18 protein-coding genes and 1 pseudogene are annotated in these 18,023 nt (G+C 52.1%); 13 read left to right on the top strand and 6 right to left on the bottom strand.

Going from position 1 to position 18,023, the window contains the following annotated elements; translation table 11 throughout:
- Positions 1-3: 3 nt before the first annotated feature.
- Complete coding sequence (locus tag SGR01S_RS12720; RefSeq protein ID WP_061807612.1) at positions 4-1,176, top strand: Gfo/Idh/MocA family protein; 1,173 nt, start codon at positions 4-6, stop codon at positions 1,174-1,176.
- An 82-nt stretch (positions 1,177-1,258) separates the two neighbouring features.
- Here SGR01S_RS12720 and SGR01S_RS12715 read toward each other — a convergent pair whose 3' ends face one another.
- The gene (locus tag SGR01S_RS12715; RefSeq protein ID WP_061807611.1) at positions 1,259-1,609 is read right to left on the bottom strand and encodes a GFA family protein; all 351 of its coding nucleotides are present in this window, start codon (positions 1,607-1,609) and stop codon (positions 1,259-1,261) included.
- A gap of 174 nt (positions 1,610-1,783) precedes the next feature.
- On the opposite strand from SGR01S_RS12715, the gene SGR01S_RS12710 reads away from it, so the two are divergent.
- The 5 genes from SGR01S_RS12710 to cspE all read left to right on the top strand — a co-directional run bounded on the left by SGR01S_RS12710 (position 1,784) and on the right by cspE (position 5,527).
- Complete coding sequence (locus tag SGR01S_RS12710; protein WP_037422351.1) at positions 1,784-1,993, top strand: hypothetical protein; 210 nt, start codon at positions 1,784-1,786, stop codon at positions 1,991-1,993.
- Between the two features lie 186 nt (positions 1,994-2,179).
- Positions 2,180-3,256 carry an SMP-30/gluconolactonase/LRE family protein gene (locus tag SGR01S_RS12705; RefSeq protein WP_061807610.1) on the top strand — a complete coding sequence of 359 codons (1,077 nt, stop codon included), beginning with the start codon at positions 2,180-2,182 and terminating at the stop codon, positions 3,254-3,256.
- Positions 3,257-3,493: 237 nt separating this feature from the next.
- Complete coding sequence (locus SGR01S_RS12700; RefSeq protein WP_061807609.1) at positions 3,494-4,237, top strand: DUF3658 domain-containing protein; 744 nt, start codon at positions 3,494-3,496, stop codon at positions 4,235-4,237.
- Between the two features lie 115 nt (positions 4,238-4,352).
- On the top strand, positions 4,353-4,997 hold the full coding sequence (locus tag SGR01S_RS12695) for a Qnr family pentapeptide repeat protein (RefSeq protein ID WP_061807608.1): 645 nt from the start codon (positions 4,353-4,355) through the stop codon (positions 4,995-4,997).
- Between the two features lie 317 nt (positions 4,998-5,314).
- On the top strand, positions 5,315-5,527 hold the full coding sequence (gene cspE, locus SGR01S_RS12690) for a transcription antiterminator/RNA stability regulator CspE (RefSeq protein WP_012006483.1): 213 nt from the start codon (positions 5,315-5,317) through the stop codon (positions 5,525-5,527).
- Positions 5,528-5,895: 368 nt separating this feature from the next.
- Here the strand turns inward: cspE and SGR01S_RS23750 are convergent.
- Positions 5,896-6,068: pseudogene (locus SGR01S_RS23750) on the bottom strand (hydrolase); the annotation flags it as partial.
- 195 nt (positions 6,069-6,263) lie between these two features.
- Between SGR01S_RS23750 and SGR01S_RS12685 the strand changes: the two are divergent.
- Complete coding sequence (locus tag SGR01S_RS12685; RefSeq protein ID WP_061807607.1) at positions 6,264-6,692, top strand: universal stress protein; 429 nt, start codon at positions 6,264-6,266, stop codon at positions 6,690-6,692.
- A 324-nt stretch (positions 6,693-7,016) separates the two neighbouring features.
- On the top strand, positions 7,017-7,772 hold the full coding sequence (budC, locus tag SGR01S_RS12680) for a meso-2,3-butanediol dehydrogenase (protein WP_061807606.1): 756 nt from the start codon (positions 7,017-7,019) through the stop codon (positions 7,770-7,772).
- Positions 7,773-7,812: 40 nt separating this feature from the next.
- On the opposite strand, the gene SGR01S_RS12675 is transcribed toward budC, so the two are convergent.
- The 4 genes from SGR01S_RS12675 to puuD are packed head-to-tail and all read right to left on the bottom strand — an operon-like array spanning position 7,813 to position 11,932.
- On the bottom strand, positions 7,813-9,093 hold the full coding sequence (locus SGR01S_RS12675) for an NAD(P)/FAD-dependent oxidoreductase (protein ID WP_037422365.1): 1,281 nt from the start codon (positions 9,091-9,093) through the stop codon (positions 7,813-7,815).
- Positions 9,094-9,104: 11 nt separating this feature from the next.
- Positions 9,105-10,601 carry an aldehyde dehydrogenase PuuC gene (puuC, locus tag SGR01S_RS12670; protein WP_061807605.1) on the bottom strand — a complete coding sequence of 499 codons (1,497 nt, stop codon included), beginning with the start codon at positions 10,599-10,601 and terminating at the stop codon, positions 9,105-9,107.
- Between the two features lie 15 nt (positions 10,602-10,616).
- Positions 10,617-11,174, bottom strand: coding sequence for an HTH-type transcriptional regulator PuuR (puuR, locus tag SGR01S_RS12665; protein ID WP_037422370.1), 558 nt, complete (start codon positions 11,172-11,174; stop codon positions 10,617-10,619).
- Positions 11,171-11,932: a gamma-glutamyl-gamma-aminobutyrate hydrolase gene (gene puuD / locus SGR01S_RS12660; protein WP_037422372.1), complete on the bottom strand. Its 762-nt coding sequence runs from the start codon at positions 11,930-11,932 to the stop codon at positions 11,171-11,173. The genes puuR and puuD overlap by 4 nt, the downstream gene beginning before the upstream one ends.
- A 239-nt stretch (positions 11,933-12,171) precedes the next feature.
- Between puuD and SGR01S_RS12655 the strand changes: the two genes are divergently transcribed.
- The 5 genes from SGR01S_RS12655 to SGR01S_RS12635 all read left to right on the top strand — a co-directional run bounded on the left by SGR01S_RS12655 (position 12,172) and on the right by SGR01S_RS12635 (position 18,014).
- Complete coding sequence (locus SGR01S_RS12655; protein ID WP_061807604.1) at positions 12,172-13,590, top strand: glutamine synthetase family protein; 1,419 nt, start codon at positions 12,172-12,174, stop codon at positions 13,588-13,590.
- A gap of 317 nt (positions 13,591-13,907) precedes the next feature.
- Positions 13,908-15,278 (top strand): APC family permease, encoded by a 1,371-nt coding sequence (locus tag SGR01S_RS12650; protein WP_037422378.1) that lies wholly within the window; start codon positions 13,908-13,910, stop codon positions 15,276-15,278.
- Positions 15,279-15,499: 221 nt separating this feature from the next.
- Positions 15,500-16,393 carry an aromatic amino acid DMT transporter YddG gene (yddG, locus tag SGR01S_RS12645; RefSeq protein ID WP_037422381.1) on the top strand — a complete coding sequence of 298 codons (894 nt, stop codon included), beginning with the start codon at positions 15,500-15,502 and terminating at the stop codon, positions 16,391-16,393.
- 72 nt (positions 16,394-16,465) lie between these two features.
- Complete coding sequence (locus SGR01S_RS12640; protein ID WP_037422383.1) at positions 16,466-16,738, top strand: hypothetical protein; 273 nt, start codon at positions 16,466-16,468, stop codon at positions 16,736-16,738.
- A gap of 394 nt (positions 16,739-17,132) precedes the next feature.
- Positions 17,133-18,014, top strand: a complete 882-nt coding sequence (locus tag SGR01S_RS12635) for a nucleoside-specific channel-forming protein Tsx (RefSeq protein WP_037422392.1) — start codon at positions 17,133-17,135, stop codon at positions 18,012-18,014.
- Positions 18,015-18,023 lie beyond the last annotated feature (9 nt).

Raw genomic sequence — 18,023 nt, 5'->3', positions numbered from 1 at the left:
GAGATGATCAACGGCATTAAACCTTTGGGAAGATCTCTGCGTTGGGGGATGGTGGGGGGCGGCGGCACTAGCCAGATCGGCTATATCCATCGTTCTGCGGCACTGCGCGATGGAACTTTCACTTTGCTGGCTGGCGCGTTTGACATAGACGCGCAACGTGGACGCAGCTTTGGGCAAAGCCTGGGAGTGGCGCAGGAACGTTGCTACCCGGATTACGCCACGCTATTTCGTGAGGAAGCTGCAAGAGCGGATGGCATCGAGGCGGTTTCCATTGCTACACCAAACAATACTCATTTCGCAATCTGTCAGGCGGCACTGGCGGCCGGTTTGCATGTGGTGTGTGAAAAGCCGCTGTGTTTCACTGCGGATGAGGCACAGTCGCTGGTCGAATTGAGCCAAAAGCAGCATAAGATTGTCGGTGTCACTTATGGCTACTCCGGGCACCAGTTAATACTTCAGGCGCGACAGATGATCGCCGATGGACTGCTGGGTGAAATACGCATTATTAACATGCAGTTCTCCCATGGGTTTCATGCTGCGCCGGTGGAACAAGAAAGCCCCAGTACGCGCTGGCGGGTAGATCCACGCTTTGTTGGCCCCAGTTATGTATTGGGTGATTTGGCTACACATCCCTTGTTCCTGTCGGAAACCATGGTGCCGCAGCTTAAGATCAAACGCCTGATGTGCAGCCGCCAGAGTTTTGTCAAAACCCGGGCACCGCTGGAAGACAACGCCTATGTACTGATGGAATATGAAAATGGTGCTGTTGGTTCCATGTGGTGTTCGGCGGTTAACAGTGGGTCGATGCATGGGCAGAAGGTACGTGTTGTCGGCGAAAAGGCGAGTCTGGAATGGTGGGATGAGCAGCCAAACCAACTGCGTTTTGAAGTACAGGGGGAAACAGTACGCATTTTGGAACGTGGCATGCCATATCTGGATCCTATGGCGTTGGCGGATGATCGTATTGGCGGCGGTCATCCGGAAGGATTATTTGAGGCGTGGTCAAATCTCTACAGGCGTTTTGCATTGGCCATGGACGCCAGCGATCGACGCGACGAGGAGTTTCTGGCCGATTTATGGTATCCCGACGTGCATGCCGGCGCGATGGGCGTGCGTTGGGTCGAAAACTGCGTGCGGTCGGCCGATGCAGGAGCCAGTTGGGTAGAGTTTCGCTGAGGTGCCCGGTGTGAGTTCACTGTAGGTGGTTATGGCGGATAGGCAGGCAAGCCCATAGGGCTGCCTGCCGAGCAATGACAGTTCAGGCGCTGGCGCCGTCATAGGGGTGGACTTGCAACGACTCGAGTGCCAGATCGGGCACACAGCGAAGGTTGACGGCGCACATCTCCGAACCGTCCGGACCTTTCCCATAGGCAAAAGCCTCGGTGCCACAAGTTTGACCAAATTGGTGCTGAATAATGTGTTTGTTGAAGGTATAACCGCGCAGTAAGGCTTCACCGCTGTTCAGTACAAAGGTGTTGATCGGGAAGAACGCCAGCAACAAGCCTTTACGGCGACAGATTGAACAGTTGCAACTTAGGGCTTCATGAGGCAGATCGGCGTTCACCGTGAAGGTGACAGCACCGCAATGGCAGCTTCCTTGAAACGACATGATGGTTCACCTGCTGAAAATCTCAATTCGTCCAATTATAGTTCACTTATTCACCTTATCGATTTGTGCTTTGCACCGGACTTAAATTGATGAACAGTCTGAGAGGCTTGTCTTATTAGAAAAATCTTTAAATTCTGTTAAGTTAGTCGTTAAGGCAATGACAAGGAGATAGCGATGTTAGAGCAATACTACCCAGCCACCATGAGTTCCAAACCGATCACGGACGAACAACATAAAAGACTGGTGGCAGTGCAAGCCGCATTGGAGCTGATTAAGGCTACGTTATCCGATACCAACGATGGAAACGGTGTTGATTTCCAGTTAAAAGCGGCCGAAAAGCACATTGGCCCGATGGCCGACGCCATTCAGGAAGCGTTGAAATAAATTCCGAAAACGATAATGAACCGCCCAAGGGCGGTTTTTTTGTGCCGTTTCGCTGGCGAACCACGTTGAGCAACCCACCGCATGATTGCTGTGATTTTTTCATTAGCGTATTGCCTTTTTTCCAGCTAGTGCTGTTTTCAGCCCCAAACTACTATGCAGATCCGGTTAATTACCAGGTTTCCTGCCATGTTCCAGAACACCGTATCATCAACTTCACCGCTGCGCTTTGGTGGGATTACGCTGCTGCTCAGCTTCGTCTTGTTCTTTGCTGCTGCCGCGCAGACTAAGGGCGTGCAAGTTATCAACTTTGTCCCCGATATCGCTGGGGGATATCCTGAGAGCATTGCCTGGAATGAACGCGCCGGGGCGTTTCTGGTTTCGTCGCTGCGTGGCGGGCAGATTGGACTGGTTTATAAGGACGGGCGCTACAGGCGTTTCGCTGGCGGTCGTTCACAAATCACGACTTCCGGTATTGTCGTTGACGCAGTGCGCAACCGCGTGCTGGTTTGCAACGAAGATGTAGGCATTGCGCTCAAATCTTCACCTGGTATGCGCAATCGCGTTGCGCAGGTGCTTGAGTTTGATCTCGACAGCGGTGCACTGCAGCATGTATATGATTTTTCGCCGTTGAGCAAAGGACCGACGCTTGCCAACGATCTGGCCATTGATGCGCAAGGCAATGTCTACGTTACCGATAGTTTTCAACCACAGATTTATAAAATCGACCAGACAACCAAGGCGGTTTCGATACTGGTGCGTTCCGAACGCCTGATGCCCGTCACGACCACTGCGGCATCGGGGGCAAAACCCTATCTCAACGGCATTGTTTACCACCCGGATGGCTATCTGATCGCCGGGGACTATTCCCGTGGTCTGTTGTGGAAGGTGGCGCTGGATGGAACGCACACGCTAAACGAAATCAAGCTGCCACAGCGCTTGAAAGGGCCCGATGGGTTACGTCTCAAAAGCCCTGACACTCTGGTGGTGGTACAGTCTTTCCCTGGCGCCGGGCGAGGTATGTCGGGGGATGTGACGCTGCTTTCCTCATCCGACGGCTGGGCTAGCGCCCGCATTACCGCGGTTGCCACGCCGCCGGGATTGGATGGACCCACTGCGGCGGCCGTCAAGGATGGCGAGGTTTGGGTCGTCAATTCACGTTATCCTCGTCTCTTTGCCGATACGGTCCATGCTGATCGCACGCGTGAGTTTAGCATCGTCAAGGTGGCGTTTAGCGATGGCCAGAATATCGCCGGCTCGCCATGAAAGGCAGCAGCGCCCACCGACGGGGCGTGGATTGGCCGCTGAAAAGCACATTGACCCGATGGCTGACGCCATTCAGGAAGCGTTGAAATAAATTCCGAAAACGATAATGAACCGCCCAAGGGCGGTTTTTTTCGCATTTTGATAAGTAGAATCAGATTATTTGGTATAGAGGAAACATGCAAAAGTCGTCAAAATCTCCGCAGGATTATCTTGGGGAATAGCGTGAGGAGAGCGTTGATGAAGGATGTGCATATCGCATTGTCAGGGGGCTGCGTGCGGTTGGCTTACCCGGGAGAGAACGTACTGGATTTCTCCGACACCCTGTCATTTGGACCGCTGTGTGCACTGGATGACGAGCCGGGTCTGCAAGCCCGGGCCCGCTGGTTTCAAGATTTACATCAATCTGTTCATGCCCCTGAATGGGACACTTCCCCCCAGCGTCTGATGGCGATGGAAAACCTGAAAATGCAACTGGCCGAAGTCAGTGGGCAGGTGACCTTGTGGATTGGTGACAATCCCGATGAGCAATTGATGTTGCGGGCGCTATTGCCTTTGCTGGGGGAGCGCTCCGTGTTTGTGGTTAATGTCACCGAACTTGTCGGCTGTGATATCACGGGATACTGCCCGATTGAAACGCTGGAAGCTTTGTGGATCCGGCGGCGCGAGTTGACATCCGAAGATAAAGTCATGCTCACTGCCGATTGGCATCGCCTGTTGCAGGACAATGCACTGGTACGAATTTTTGCTCAGGGTGAAATTCAGGGAAAAACACAGGATTTCCACGATACGCTATTGTTGCAGCATTGCCCGAACGACTATACCCAAGGCTCCAGAGTCGTGGGCAACGCGATGGTGAACTCACCTTACCGGGTTGACGATACTTTCCTGAATTTTCGCCTGTACGCGTTGATTGAACAGGGGGTACTGCAAGCGCAGTCTGTCGGCGTTAACATGAACCGGCTCCAGGTCAAACTGGCGTAATTCTGTCGATCTACATTGTGTGTTTTTGTGCTCTGAGAGGGGGAAAGCATTTTTCTTAGACGCCGGGATCTGCTTATAATGCACCGTTAACTGTACAAATAAACAGGTGTATCGCATGACACTGGTGTTAGAAGGTGAAAAGATTGCTCGCAACCGGTTTACCGGCGAAAAAATTGAAAACGGCAGTTTTATTAACTGCGACTTTTCGGGCGCAGACCTGACAGGCACCGAATTTATTGATTGCCAGTTTTATGATCGTGAGAGCCAGCAAGGCGGTAATTTCAGCCGCGCGCTGTTGAAGGACGCCAGCTTTAAAAACTGCGATCTGTCGATGGCAGATTTCAGGAATGCCAGTGCGCTTGGTATCGAAATCCGTGAGTGCCGAGCGCAGGGCGCGGACTTTCGTGGCGCCAGCTTTATGAACATGATCACGCCGCGCACCTGGTTTTGCAGTGCTTACATCACCAAAAGTAACCTGAGTTATGCCAATTTTTCGAAAGTGGTGCTGGAGAAGTGTGAACTGTGGGAAAACCGCTGGAATAGCGCACAAATTCTCGGTGCGACTTTTAGCGGCTCCGATCTGTCTGGCGGGGAATTCGCATCGTTTGACTGGCGTGCAGCCAACTTTACACACTGTGACCTGACTAACTCCGAATTGGGTGAACTGGATCTGCGTGGCACCGATTTGCAAGGTGTGAAACTGGACAGTTATCAAGTCTTCCAGATGATGGAACGACTGGGTATCGCGGTTATCGGCTAAGGGTATTGCTTCTGTGGGGCCGCTCGGCCCTTGTTGGACGCGGCTGAAGCGCTTGATGTAGATAAATAATAAATGGTGTTTATAAATATAATAATAAATATTCCTTGCTTAAATAATCTTGCTGTGTGTAAATAGCGTCATCGGTTTGTAGTTCAGACCTTATGAAAGCAGTTTTAGTAAAGCAGTTCTCAGTATTAGTGATATCCATAGATACCTCTTCTTCCGCGAATTTCCTTCTTTAGTGCCCAATAAGTTTCCAACAAAAACAGACCTCTATCGCCATATTGGCGTGTCAAAAAAATATAAAGGAAATATCTATGTCTACTAAAATGACTGGTTTGGTAAAATGGTTTGATGCAGGTAAAGGTTTTGGCTTTATCTCCCCAGCAGACGGCAGCAAAGACGTGTTCGTACACTTCTCCGCTATCCAGAGCAATGATTTTAAAACGCTTGATGAAGGTCAGCGCGTTGAATTCACTATCGAAAACGGTCAGAAGGGTCCTTCTGCCGGCAACGTAGTCGTTTTATAATATCTAGGTAATAATTTATTTCTTGCGATAGCGATGATGGTTTAAACCGGAGCAGATGAGAAATAATATAATTGCCTGAATAAACTCCGGGAATACCCGGAGTTTATCTAAATATAATTGTGTTTGAAATATTTCAATAACGCGGGTTATTGGCAACAGTAAAAAAGATTGGTGTGACCAGAGCCCTGGTTATAATTATTCAGTCTATTTTTCTGTTGTGAAAAAGTTGTGCTTAGGCTGCGTAAGGTTGGAGTGTTGGATGGACGCTTACGCCATAACATGACGGTCGGGAAAGTAACCGGCAAACATAAAAAACCCTGGCCTGCGGCCGGGGTTTTTTTATACCCAATCACCAGGCTGGTCGGTTGTCAGGTTTGTTGACCGTCTAATACTTCACTATTCTTTACTACGTCCTGCGCTTTAACATAACTTTCAATTAACCACTGATACGCCGGGAAGTTTTGGTGTAAACCTCGGTCCATCGCAGTGCATCTTCACGGTTCCAACTCCCCTCAAGTTCAGACGTCACACCAGCAGTATCAGGAGTGTTCATTGTTGTATTCCTCTGCCATTGCGATGGGTGAAGTCAGGGTGCATTGTCCCATCAGAGGAACAATGACTTTGACGGGCGACGATTTTATCGCTGAACTAAACTTAAGTTGCATGAGAGACATGCGAAACGCCGATGGCAGGGAGCGCGATCCTGTTTACTGGCTCGATGTGGAGGGCAGTCACCATGACTTATCAACATATCGTTGTTGCAACCGATCTCAGTGAAGACGCTGAATTTCTGCTCGGTAAGGGGGCGGGGTTGGCTAGTGGGCTGAATGCTAAACTGTCCTTGATTTATATCGATATTCACCATAACGGCTATTACGCCGAACTGGGAGTTGGTGAATATAACTACACTGATCGCACCTTTTCTGAACGTGTGAAAAATATGCTCAATGCCATTAAGGGACGGTCATCTTACCCGATTGAAGAGGTGATTATTGGGCGTGGTGAACTGACAGAAGAGCTGAACCGGGCGGCAAAGGACAAAGGTTTTGATCTGATCATCTTTGGTCACCATCACGATATCTGGAGCCGATTAATGTCGTCGACACGCCAGGCGATCAACAAGCTGAATATCGATCTGTTGGTTGTACCTATTGATAAAAAATAGGCAACTCCGGGCTGCCCAAGACGCGGCCCGGTTTTTCTATAACAGTTGCTTACCGGTCAGATGAAACATAGGACAGTCACTAAACTTATTTATTGTTGATAATACAGCTTAAAAATAATCACGCATGATTATTTTATTAACTGCATCAAAGAGTTGGCTTAATTCCGATTATGGTTACCCTGGCGCATTGAATTTACAGTGAATACCTCTTTTTGATTAGAAAACCGCACGTTTTGACTCGCCCTTACCGCCCATGAGTTTTATCCTCGGATTTAATCAGGATTTGTATGACTTATAAAAATACATTCACATGGAGGAGTTCTTATGCGTTTCGACAATAAAGTGGTCGTGATCACCGGGGCTGGCAATGGGATGGGGGAAGCAGCAGCACGCCGATTCTCTGCCGAAGGGGCAACAGTTGTGCTGGCCGACTGGGCGAAGGATGCAGTAGACAAGGTCGCTGCATCACTGCCAAAAGGCAAGGCATTGGCGGTGCATATCGATGTTTCCGATCACGTTGCGGTTGAAAAGATGATGAACGACGTGGCGGAAAAATTGGGTCGCATCGACGTGTTATTGAACAATGCCGGTGTGCACGTGGCAGGCAGCGTGTTGGAAACCAGCGTGGCTGACTGGCGCCGCATTGCAGGCGTGGATATCGATGGTGTTGTGTTCTGTTCCAAATTCGCTATGCCGCATTTGCTGAAAACCAAAGGCTGTATCGTGAATACCGCTTCGGTCTCTGGTCTGGGTGGCGACTGGGGTGCAGCGTATTACTGTGCGGCGAAAGGGGCGGTGGTTAACCTGACTCGTGCGATGGCGCTGGATCACGGCGGTGATGGCGTACGGGTGAACTCAGTGTGCCCAAGCCTGGTAAAAACCAATATGACCAATGGCTGGCCGCAGGAGATCCGCGACAAGTTTAACGAACGTATTGCGTTGGGCCGCGCTGCTGAACCCGAGGAAGTGGCTGCAGTTATGGCGTTCCTGGCCAGTGACGACGCTAGCTTTATCAATGGTGCCAACATCCCGGTTGATGGTGGGGCGACAGCCTCAGACGGCCAACCGAAAATTGTTTAATCAGTAATGGTCAGGCCCGGTGTTGCCGGGCCTGTGAATGTTACACGCCAATCCGATCTCGCAGTTGGTAGTAAGCTGCACCAATCGCGGTGAAAGGAATTTGCAGGTTGCGGCCGCCGAAGAACGGCAGGTGTGGCAGCTTGGCAAAGGCGTCAAAGCGTTCCGCATCGCCCCGCATTAACTCCGCAATCAACTTGCCCGCTAAATGAGTACAGGTCACGCCGTGGCCACTGTAGCCCTGCATGTAATACACGTTATTTTCAAGACGGCCGAATTGCGGCATACGTGACAGCGTCAACAGGAAATTGCCTGTCCAGCGGTAGTCGATATTTACCCCTTTCAACTGCGGGAAGGTTTTTAGCAGTTTGGGGCGGATCAGATTGTCGATATCGTCCGGATCGCGGGCACCGTACACCACGCCACCACCATACAGCAGGCGGTTATCACCGGTAATGCGGTAATAATCCAGCAGATAGTTACAGTCCTCGACGCAGTAATTCTGTGGGATCAGCGACTGGGCCACTTCAGGTGCCAACGGCTCGGTGGCCACCACCTGTGTGCCGCACGGCATGCTGCGTTTAGCCAGTCTTGGCTCCAGCTTATCGCCGAGATAGGCGTTACCAGCCACGATCACATAACGCGCTTTTACCTGCCCATTGGCCGTGCTGACGATAGCCGGGTCACCGTGTAAGATGTTGGTGACCGCAGACTGTTCGAAGATCCGTCCGCCTTGCAAGCGAACGGCTTCGGCTTCCCCGAGCGCCAGATTCAGCGGATGAATATGGCCACCGCTGTGATCGAGCAGCGCACCGACGTAGCGATCGCTATTGACCTCTTGGCGGATCCGCCCAGCATCCAGCAGTTCCAGTTGCGTGTTACCGTAACGTTCCCAGTTTTGTTTTTGCTCTATCAGTGCATGATATTGCCGGTTGTTCAGTGCGGCAAAGATCCCACCAGGGCGATAGTCACATTCGATGGCGTATTGCTTGATACGACTGCGAATGATCTCTGCGCCCTCAAACATCATGCTGCCGAGCACGCGGGCGCTTTCAGGGCCATAGCGCTGTTCTATCACGTCGATATCGCGGCTGTAGGAATTCACCAATTGACCGCCGTTGCGGCCGCTAGCGCCAAAGCCAATACGGGCCGATTCCAGCAGGACGACGTTGTAGCCGGCTTCCACCAGAAACAGCGCTGAGGACAGGCCTGTGTAGCCGCCACCGACGATACAAACGTCGCATTCAATCGACTCACTCAACTGTGGATAGGGCGCGTGGCTGTTGGCCGAGGCCGCATAATAACTTTTTACGTGTTCAGTCATGGTATCTGCCCTTATTCCAGCGAAATCCAGGTGGTTTTCAGTTCGGTGAATTTATCCAGCGCATGCAGCGATTTGTCGCGTCCATTGCCGCTTTGCTTATAACCCCCGAAGGGTACGGTCATATCGCCGTCGTTGTAGTTATTGATGAACACCGTACCGGCTTTTAACTGGCGAGCCAGACGGTGTGCTCGGGACAGATCGCGCGTCCAGAGCGCAGCCCCCAGCCCGTAGTCGCTGTCGTTGGCCAGTTGTATGGCGTGTTGTTCGCCGTTGAATAGCGTGACGGCCAGCACCGGGCCGAAGATCTCATCGCGTGCAACGCTCATGGCATTATCAACCTGAGTGAGAATGGTCGGGCCAAGGTAGCCCGCGTGACCAGGCTGCGGGTGTTCACGCCCATCAAGGAACAGCATCGCACCTTGACTCAAGCCTTGTTCGATATAGTCCGCGACCTTCTCGCAGTGGCCTTGGTCGATCAATGTGCCCATCACCGTTGCAGGATCGAGCGGATTGCCGGGGGTGAATGCTGCGGCATGTCGGCGCAGTGCTTGCAAGAATTCTTGTTGAATGCTCTCTTCAACCAATAGCCGAGTGCCGGCAATGCACACTTGCCCCTGATTATAGAAAATGCCCGCTGCGGCACTCTGCGCCGCTTTATCCAGGTCAGGGCAGTCGGCAAAGATAATATTGGCGCTTTTACCACCGGCTTCCAGCCATACCCGTTTCATGTTGGATTGGCCGGCGTAGATCATCAGTTGCTTGGCGACCTGCGTGGATCCGGTGAAAGTGAGGGCGTCTACGTCATTGTGAAGTGCCAATGCCTTACCGGCATCGTTGCCGTAGCCGGGGACAATATTCAGCACGCCGTCTGGTAAGCCTGCCTGTTGCGCCAGTTTGCCCAGATAGATCGCCGTCAGTGGGGATTTTTCAGAGGGCTTGAGAATCACACTGTTGCCGGTAGCCAACGCTGGACCGAGCTTCCAGCAGGCTAACAAGAGCGGGAAATTCCAGGGTACGATGGCACCTACTACGCCAATGGGTTCGCGTTCGATTAACGCCAGTGCATCGCTCGCGGTGGGGGCGATTTCGCCATAAACCTTGTCTATCGCCTCGGCATACCAACGCAAGCAGCGGATGGCGCCAGGCACATCGTCACGCAGGCTGTGGCGAATGGGCTTACCGGTATCCAACGTCTCCAACAGCGCCAGTTCCTCTTGATGCTGTTCCATCAACGTCGCCAACTGCAATAAGGTGGCTTTGCGCTGCGCAGGCGCGGCCCGTGACCAGTCGCCACGTTCAAACACCGCACGCGCCGCACTGACCGCCAGATCAATATCTACGCTGCTGCCTCGGGATACCTGCGTCAACTCGCATTGCCCGGCAGGATCCTCCACGGCAAAGGTTTGGCCTTCGGCGGCCTGCTGATAGCGGCCATTGATAAACAGTCGGTTCTCAATATTCAGGGCTTGCGCCCGTTGTTGCCAATACTGTAGATGGTGGAAGTCCATGCCTTGCTCCGTTGATCAGAATGTCGTCGGCGTATGGGCGCTGATAATCCGGCAAATCCGCGCCGACGTGTTGCTGAAACTGTGGGGAATGCCGGTGTTGATGGCGTAGCTCTGGCCAGCAAGCAGGTGATAAGCCTGCCCATTGACCTGCAACACCACTTCGCCTTCCAGCAGGGTGCCAATCTCTTCCCCCTGATGCTTAATACGTTCGCCGGTGGTGGTACCCGGCTCATAGGTTTCGATCATCATCGCCAGAGTGCGGTTGGGGTCGCCGTTGTGGATCAATTTCATCGACACGCCCTGACTGCCAATTTCGATCAGATCCTGACTGTCGATAACAATTTGTGGTTCATCCGGTTTTTCCGGCTCGGCGAAGAACGCCGACAGTGACAGCCCGTACACCGTCAGCAGCTTTTGTAAGGTGCTGATGGCCGGACTGACTTTGTCCTGTTCGATGGTGCTAATGGCGCTGTGGGTTAATCCAGACAGTTCGGCCGCGCGGCGCTGCGACAATCCCAGTTGTTGGCGGATTTGTGACAGGCGTTTTCCCGGTGCCAAGCTGACATCGCTCATGGGCGTTTTTCCTTTTGATAGTTCCGGCAAGCGCTAATGAAACCTTCAAACAACAGACGCGACAGGGCGTACTCTTCACTGTTCCATTCTGGGTGCCACTGCACACCCAGCGCAAAGGGCTGATCACGTAGGCTGATGGCTTCTACCAGACCATCAGCGGCGTGGGCCTCAATACGTACGCCGGGCCCCAGGTTTTTAGCCCCTTGTCCATGCAGTGAATTCACCCAGAATCTGTTGCAATCCGGTATCAGTTGCGAGAGTAATCCGCCTTCCTGAACGATGACTTCGTGGGCAGGGGCGTATTGTTGTTCAAGCGGTAGGTCGTGATCTTCTCGGTGTTCGAGCAGCTCAGGCAATTCAAACAGTCGACGGTGGAGGGTGCCTTGGGTGGCAACCACCATTTCCTGCATGCCGCGGCAAATGGCGAAAAGGGGAATGCGCCTGTCGAGCGTATGGCGGATTAACGCCAGGCTCAATTCATCTCGCCCAGGATCGGCGTCAGGCTCATCGCCGTTTTCACCATAAAGGTGCGGCTGCACATTACTGGGGCTGCCGGGCAATAAAATGCCGTCGAGGTGAGGCAGCAATTCATCCAGCAGTTTCGGCTCCGCGAGTGCGTGCGGCAGGGCGATTGGCAACCCTCCAGCGGCCACGACGGCATTTAGGTACTTTTCTTGCAAGGTCTGAGTGAGGTGCCCGTTTAACCTATACCTGCACATCACTACACCGACCACTGGCCTGTTAAATATATTGCCCATGCTATCCCCTTGGTATGTTCGAAATTATGAACGATAAGCTTCTCCACTGCCGTTTTCGTTCAATATTTTATAAATCTAGCAGTCAAATGGGCAATATTCAAACTCAAAGTAACACTTGCAAAACAATTTTGTTGCATCTATGTTTCATTGGTGGACATTATATTGAGCAAGATGGTCAAAAAACATCGACGACAATAAGTGTGAGAACCACAGACAAAAACATACATGGCGGGTGAATCATGCAGACCAACATAGTAGAAGTGGAAAACTTTGTTCAGCATCATGAAGAAAAGCGAAGTAGCGCGTTCCAGCGTGAAGTGAAGAAGTACCTGGAGCGTTATCCATTAACTCAGCACGTTGACGTTCTGCTGACTGATCTTAACGGCAGCTTCCGTGGCAAGCGCATTCCGGTCGGTGGGTTGAGTAAACTGGAGAAAGGGTGTTACTTCCCTGCATCGGTTTTCGCGATGGACATTCTCGGTAATGTGGTCGAAGAAGCTGGATTGGGGCAGGAGCTGGGCGAGCCGGATCATATCTGTGTGCCGGTATTGGGGACATTGACGCCGTCAGCGGCGGATCCGCAATACATCGGCCAGGTACTGCTCACCATGTTGGATGAAGATGGTACTCCCTTTGACGTTGAACCGCGCAATGTGCTGAACCGAGTGTGGCAGCGTTTGCGTCAGCGCGGGCTATCCCCCGTAGTAGCGGTAGAGTTGGAGTTCTATCTCATCGATCGCCAGCGCGATTCGGAAGGCTATCTTCAGCCGCCATGCGCGCCAGGGACTCAGGAACGCAACACCCAGAGCCAGGTGTATTCCGTCGATAACCTCAATCACTTTGCCGATGTGCTCAGTGAGATTGATGAACTGGCGCGTATGCAGGGATTACCGGCGGATGGTGCCGTGGCGGAAGCCTCCCCCGGCCAATTTGAAGTCAACCTGCACCATACCGACAACGTTCTACAAGCCTGTGACCATGCGCTGGCGCTAAAACGCTTGATCCGCATGGTGGCGGAAAACCACAACATGCAAGCCACCTTTATGGCCAAGCCGTACGAAGAGCACGCTGGCAGTGGTATGCATGTACATATCAGCATACTGGACAGGCAGGGCAATAACGTTCTGGCGGATGAAGACGGTGAAGACTCCGCATTACTGAAACAGGCTCTGGCGGGAATGATTGCCCTGATGCCTTCTTCTATTGCGTTACTGGCACCGAACGTTAACGCCTATCGTCGTTTCCAACCGGGCATGTACGTACCCACTCAGGCGTCCTGGGGCCACAACAACCGCACTGTGGCACTGCGCATTCCCTGTGGCGATCGTGACAGCCACCGCGTGGAGTATCGTGTGGCCGGTGCCGATGCCAACCCTTATCTGGTGATGGCGACGATTTTGGCGGGCATTGTCTATGGGCTGGAAACGACGTTGCCTCTGCAAGAACCGGTAACCGGTAATGGGTTGGAGCAGGAAGGCTTGCCGTTCCCGATTCGCCAAAGCGATGCGCTATACGAATTTGAACATCAGCCGGTACTGACTGCGCTGCTGGGTGAAAGGTTCAGCCATGTTTACCTGGCCTGTAAGACGGATGAGCTGGTGCAATTTGAGCGCCTGATCACCGAAACCGAAATCGAGTGGATGCTGAAAAACGCCTGACCCGCTCAATGCCCATCATACCGCGCGCGTCTGGCGCATTCCGCCGGCTATCCTGTGGCCTGCGAAGCTGCGCGCAGCGGTACAGCATTTCTTCCATTTTGGCGTACAGGACGCCAGCGAGGAAATAATCATGACTGCCATAACTCAACCACCAGTATGCTCGGACGTGTGTCTGAGCCGCAGTAAATACGGACCATTTGCTGTCCGGTTTTGCCTGTCGTTGTCTCGTCCCTCCCGCCGCCTGAGCAGCAGTTTCCCCGCGGCCTCTCTGAATGACGCTAAACAGTTACCAGCAGAGGACAAAGAGGGGAAGAGCCATGACGATTAATACCATTAACGGTAATGAAGCGGCCAAGCCGCAATTGCGTAAATCCCTGAAACTGTGGCAAGTGGTGATGATGGGCCTGGCTTATCTGACACCGATGACCGTATTTGACACCTTCGGTATTGTTTCCGGCCTGACCGACGGTCACGTACCGGCCTCTTATCTGCTGGCACTGGCTGGCGTACTCTTTACGGCCATCAGCTACGGCAAACTGGTGCGGCAGTTTCCGACGGCGGGTTCCGCCTATACCTATGCGCAAAAAGCCATCAATCCGCACGTCGGCTTTTTGGTGGGATGGTCCTCGTTACTCGATTATCTGTTCCTGCCGATGATTAATACGCTGTTGGCAAAAATCTACCTGACAGCATTGTTTCCGGAAGTGCCGCCATGGGTGTGGGTGGTGGGTTTTGTGATCATCATTACCGCCATCAACCTGAAAAGTGTCAATCTGGTGGCTAACTTCAATACTTTGTTTGTTCTGGCCCAGGTTGCCATCATTGTGGTGTTTATTTTCCTGGTGGTGCGCGGCCTGCACAGTGGCGAAGGGTTAGGTACCGTGTGGAGTCTACAACCGTTCGTGAGTGAGAACGCGCATCTGTTGCCGATTATTACCGGTGCTACTATTCTGTGTTTTTCATTCCTTGGCTTTGATGCGGTCACCACGTTATGTGAAGAAACACCTGACGCCGCCAAGGTGATTCCGCGAGCCATATTCTTGACTGCGCTGTATGGCGGGGTGATTTTCATCAGCGTATCGTTCTTTATTCAGCTGTTTTTCCCTTCGATTCAACGCTTCCACCAGCCAGATGCGGCATTGCCAGAAATCGCGCTGTATGTGGGCGGCAAGCTGTTCCAATCGATTTTCCTGTGTGTCACCTTTATTAACACGTTGGCGTCCGGCCTGGCCTCACACGCCAGCGTCTCACGGCTGTTATATGTGATGGGGCGCGATAACGTATTCCCGGAAAAGTATTTTGGCTATATCCATCCGAAGTGGCGCACACCGTCATTAAACGTGTTGTTGGTTGGGCTGGTGGCGTTGTCTGCGTTGTCATTCGATCTGGTCACGGCCACGGCGTTGATCAACTTCGGTGCGCTGGTGGCGTTCACCTTCGTCAATTTGTCGGTGATAAGTCATTTCTATATCCGCGAGGGCCGTAACAAATCGTGGAAGGACCATTTCAATTACCTGTTCCTGCCGCTGGTGGGGGCCCTGACGGTGGGCGTACTCTGGTTGAATCTGGAAAAAAGCTCGCTAACCATGGGATTGATCTGGGCAGTTCTGGGCTTTGGTTACCTGGCGTACCTTACTCGGCGTTTCCGCCAGCCACCACCGCAGCTGGAACGACAACCGCAGCAATAAGGTTGTTGATGAACCCATGGAAGGGCAAATCGGCCGGGGTCGAACCTGTTCGACCCCATTTAAACCATTGATTATGCTATAGGGCGCAGTGTGTAGCGCCTCTACCATGAAATAACGGCGCATTTTGTCAGCAGTCTCAGGCGGGTTTCCCGCCTTTCTTTTTTTTCCTCCGGGCAGTAGAGTGAAAATACCGATAAAAAATAACCGATTGGATCACATCCATGTCTTCACTCCCCGTTTCGTATAAAGCCACTTTGCTCGGCCTGTTGGCGATCTTGCTGTGGAGCAGCGTGGTTGGCCTAATACGTAGCGTTAGCGAGGGACTGGGGCCCATTGGTGGTGCGGCGATGATTTACAGCGTCAGCGCGATTTTCCTGCTGCTGGTGCTCCGCTTGCCAAATCTTCGCCATTTCCCGCGAGCCTATCTGATCCTCGGCAGCGTGTTGTTTGTCAGCTACGAGATCTGTCTTTCACTGTCACTGGGCTACGCAAATACCCGGTTGCAAGCCATTGAGGTTGGGATGATCAACTATCTCTGGCCTTGTTTTACCGTACTGATGGCACTGGTGTTCAATGGGCAAAAAGCCAAATGGTGGTTGGTGCCAGGATTGTTGCTGTCATTATTCGGTATCGGCTGGATTATGAGCGGCGAGGGCGGCTGGTCACCGACGCAAATGCTGGATAATGTGCGTAGCAATCCGCTGAGCTATTCGCTGGCGTTTGGCGGTGCGGTGATTTGGGCACTGTATTGCAATCTGACCAAGAAAATTGCGCAGGGCCAAAACGGTGTCGTGTTGTTTATTACGCTGACCGCCATTGCGTTATGGCTGAAATACGCCTTTAGCACCGAAAGTGGTATGCAGTTTACTTTGCCCGTGACTCTGACACTGCTATGTGCAGGTATCGCGATGGGGGCGGGTTACGCTGCGTGGAACGTCGGTATTCTGCATGGCAATATGACGTTGTTAGCGACGGTGTCTTATTTTACGCCGGTGCTGTCGGCGGTATTTGCTGCCCTGGTGCTGGATACTGCGCTGACGGCCAATTTTTGGCAGGGGGTGGTGATGGTCACGTTGGGATCGTTAGTGTGCTGGCGGGCAACCCGAGGAAATTAACGGAAATTATCAACCGACTGTCCGATGTTGGACTAGAATCTAACTAGCGATTCTGCATGAAGGAACATGAAAATGAGAGACGATATCCAATTCATTCAGCAGCCAGTTATTGATGACGAAAGTTACATGCGCGGTGATACCGTGCGCCTGACCACGGCCAATTTGCGCCACGAATACCAACTGGACGTCAGCATTCTGCGTCGCGAGGGCAAGTTGATTGTGGGGTCGGTGATCGCTGCCGCACCCAAAGTGGATATTCCGCCCAAAGAGTGGGAGATCGCTCCCGGGCAGGAGGTGGTCTTCCGTCAGGAGAATATCGCGAAAGCATTGCCCGCCGTTCGCTGAATTTTAGCCAACGGGTGTTTTATTCCCCGCTTATCACCCTAGAATTCCCCAAAATGCCAGCGCTAAAAACGCTGGCATTTTCATTTGAGCGACAGACCTGGTTACTCTTTCGTTTTGAACATAATTGGCACAGAAACTGCTTAAAAAATTACCGGGCATGACAAAAATCACAGCGAACGTGAATTTTCATGAAACATAATTTGACAAATGTGAACGCAATCGATTACCTATTCGCAAAATGCATAACTGGATCACAGATTCTTACACCCAGTGATTTCTATAATGCGCGCGTCGCCCGAGAGTTTGTAAGCGGAGGCAACGCCAGGTGTCGTCAGACTCATTGTCATCTTTTCTAACGGGCAGGAAATGGCCCTTTAAGCATGTGGTAATAAAAATGAAAAAAATAGCTCTCGCAGCAGGTGTACTGCTCGCAGCGTCTTACAGTGCATCTTCAATGGCTGATAGCAAAGACAGCCAGTACGTTTCGGATTGGTGGCACCAGAGCGTTAACGTGGTAGGCAGCTATCACACCCGTTTCGGACCTCAGTTGAACAACGATGTCTACCTGGAGTACGAAGCCTTCGCGAAAAAAGATTGGTTCGACTTCTATGGCTACGTTGACGTGCCTAAGTTCTTCGGCGTTGGCAACACGCCAGACCGTGGCATCTGGGACAAAGGTTCACCGATGTTCATGGAGATTGAACCGCGCTTCTCCATCGACAAACTGACCGGTACCGATCTAAGCTTCGGCCCGTTCAAAGAATGGTACTTTGCTAACAACTACATCTATGACCTAGGCCACAATACCGACGGCCGCCAGAATACCTGGTACATGGGTCTGGGTACCGACATCGACACCGGCCTGCCAATGAGCCTGTCGATGAACATCTATGCTAAATATCAGTGGGAAAACTACCAGGCTGCCAACGAAAACAGCTGGGATGGTTATCGCTTCAAGGTGAAATACTTTGTGCCGTTGACTCAACTGTGGGGCGGCAATCTGAGCTATATCGGTTTCACCAACTTTGACTTTGGTTCCGATCTGGGCAAAGACAGCAACTGGACCGATGGCACTGGCAAACAGGTTCGCACCAGCAACTCAATCGCTTCAAGCCATATTTTGGCGCTGAACTACGATCACTGGCACTACTCCTTCGTGGCTCGTTATTTCCATAACGGTGGCCAGTGGCAGGATGGGGCTGATATCGGTACTCCGCAGGGCCCAATTAAATCCACCGGTTGGGGTTACTACCTGGTAGCTGGTTATAACTTCTGATTTTCCGTG

Source organism: Serratia grimesii NBRC 13537 (assembly GCF_001590905.1).
In the GTDB taxonomy this organism is placed as follows: domain Bacteria; phylum Pseudomonadota; class Gammaproteobacteria; order Enterobacterales; family Enterobacteriaceae; genus Serratia; species Serratia grimesii.
The sequence above is the reverse complement of the archived record's forward strand: the minus strand, read 5'-3'. Positions and strand labels throughout refer to the sequence as shown.

What these genes read in the sequence shown, in the direction of transcription:
- yddG (WP_037422381.1), top strand. Translation starts at nt 15,500, where the DNA reads ATGTCTTCACTCCCCGTTTCGTATAAAGCCACTTTGCTCGGCCTGTTG.
- SGR01S_RS12635 (WP_037422392.1), top strand. Translation starts at nt 17,133, where the DNA reads ATGAAAAAAATAGCTCTCGCAGCAGGTGTACTGCTCGCAGCGTCTTAC.
- SGR01S_RS12710 (WP_037422351.1), top strand. Translation starts at nt 1,784, where the DNA reads ATGTTAGAGCAATACTACCCAGCCACCATGAGTTCCAAACCGATCACG.
- SGR01S_RS12655 (WP_061807604.1), top strand. Translation starts at nt 12,172, where the DNA reads ATGCAGACCAACATAGTAGAAGTGGAAAACTTTGTTCAGCATCATGAA.
- SGR01S_RS12695 (WP_061807608.1), top strand. Translation starts at nt 4,353, where the DNA reads ATGACACTGGTGTTAGAAGGTGAAAAGATTGCTCGCAACCGGTTTACC.
- SGR01S_RS12675 (WP_037422365.1), bottom strand. Translation starts at nt 9,093, where the DNA reads ATGACTGAACACGTAAAAAGTTATTATGCGGCCTCGGCCAACAGCCAC.
- SGR01S_RS12705 (WP_061807610.1), top strand. Translation starts at nt 2,180, where the DNA reads ATGTTCCAGAACACCGTATCATCAACTTCACCGCTGCGCTTTGGTGGG.
- SGR01S_RS12650 (WP_037422378.1), top strand. Translation starts at nt 13,908, where the DNA reads ATGACGATTAATACCATTAACGGTAATGAAGCGGCCAAGCCGCAATTG.
- puuC (WP_061807605.1), bottom strand. Translation starts at nt 10,601, where the DNA reads ATGGACTTCCACCATCTACAGTATTGGCAACAACGGGCGCAAGCCCTG.
- SGR01S_RS12715 (WP_061807611.1), bottom strand. Translation starts at nt 1,609, where the DNA reads ATGTCGTTTCAAGGAAGCTGCCATTGCGGTGCTGTCACCTTCACGGTG.
- cspE (WP_012006483.1), top strand. Translation starts at nt 5,315, where the DNA reads ATGTCTACTAAAATGACTGGTTTGGTAAAATGGTTTGATGCAGGTAAA.
- puuD (WP_037422372.1), bottom strand. Translation starts at nt 11,932, where the DNA reads ATGGGCAATATATTTAACAGGCCAGTGGTCGGTGTAGTGATGTGCAGG.
- SGR01S_RS12685 (WP_061807607.1), top strand. Translation starts at nt 6,264, where the DNA reads ATGACTTATCAACATATCGTTGTTGCAACCGATCTCAGTGAAGACGCT.
- budC (WP_061807606.1), top strand. Translation starts at nt 7,017, where the DNA reads ATGCGTTTCGACAATAAAGTGGTCGTGATCACCGGGGCTGGCAATGGG.
- puuR (WP_037422370.1), bottom strand. Translation starts at nt 11,174, where the DNA reads ATGAGCGATGTCAGCTTGGCACCGGGAAAACGCCTGTCACAAATCCGC.
- SGR01S_RS12700 (WP_061807609.1), top strand. Translation starts at nt 3,494, where the DNA reads ATGAAGGATGTGCATATCGCATTGTCAGGGGGCTGCGTGCGGTTGGCT.
- SGR01S_RS12720 (WP_061807612.1), top strand. Translation starts at nt 4, where the DNA reads ATGATCAACGGCATTAAACCTTTGGGAAGATCTCTGCGTTGGGGGATG.
- SGR01S_RS12640 (WP_037422383.1), top strand. Translation starts at nt 16,466, where the DNA reads ATGAGAGACGATATCCAATTCATTCAGCAGCCAGTTATTGATGACGAA.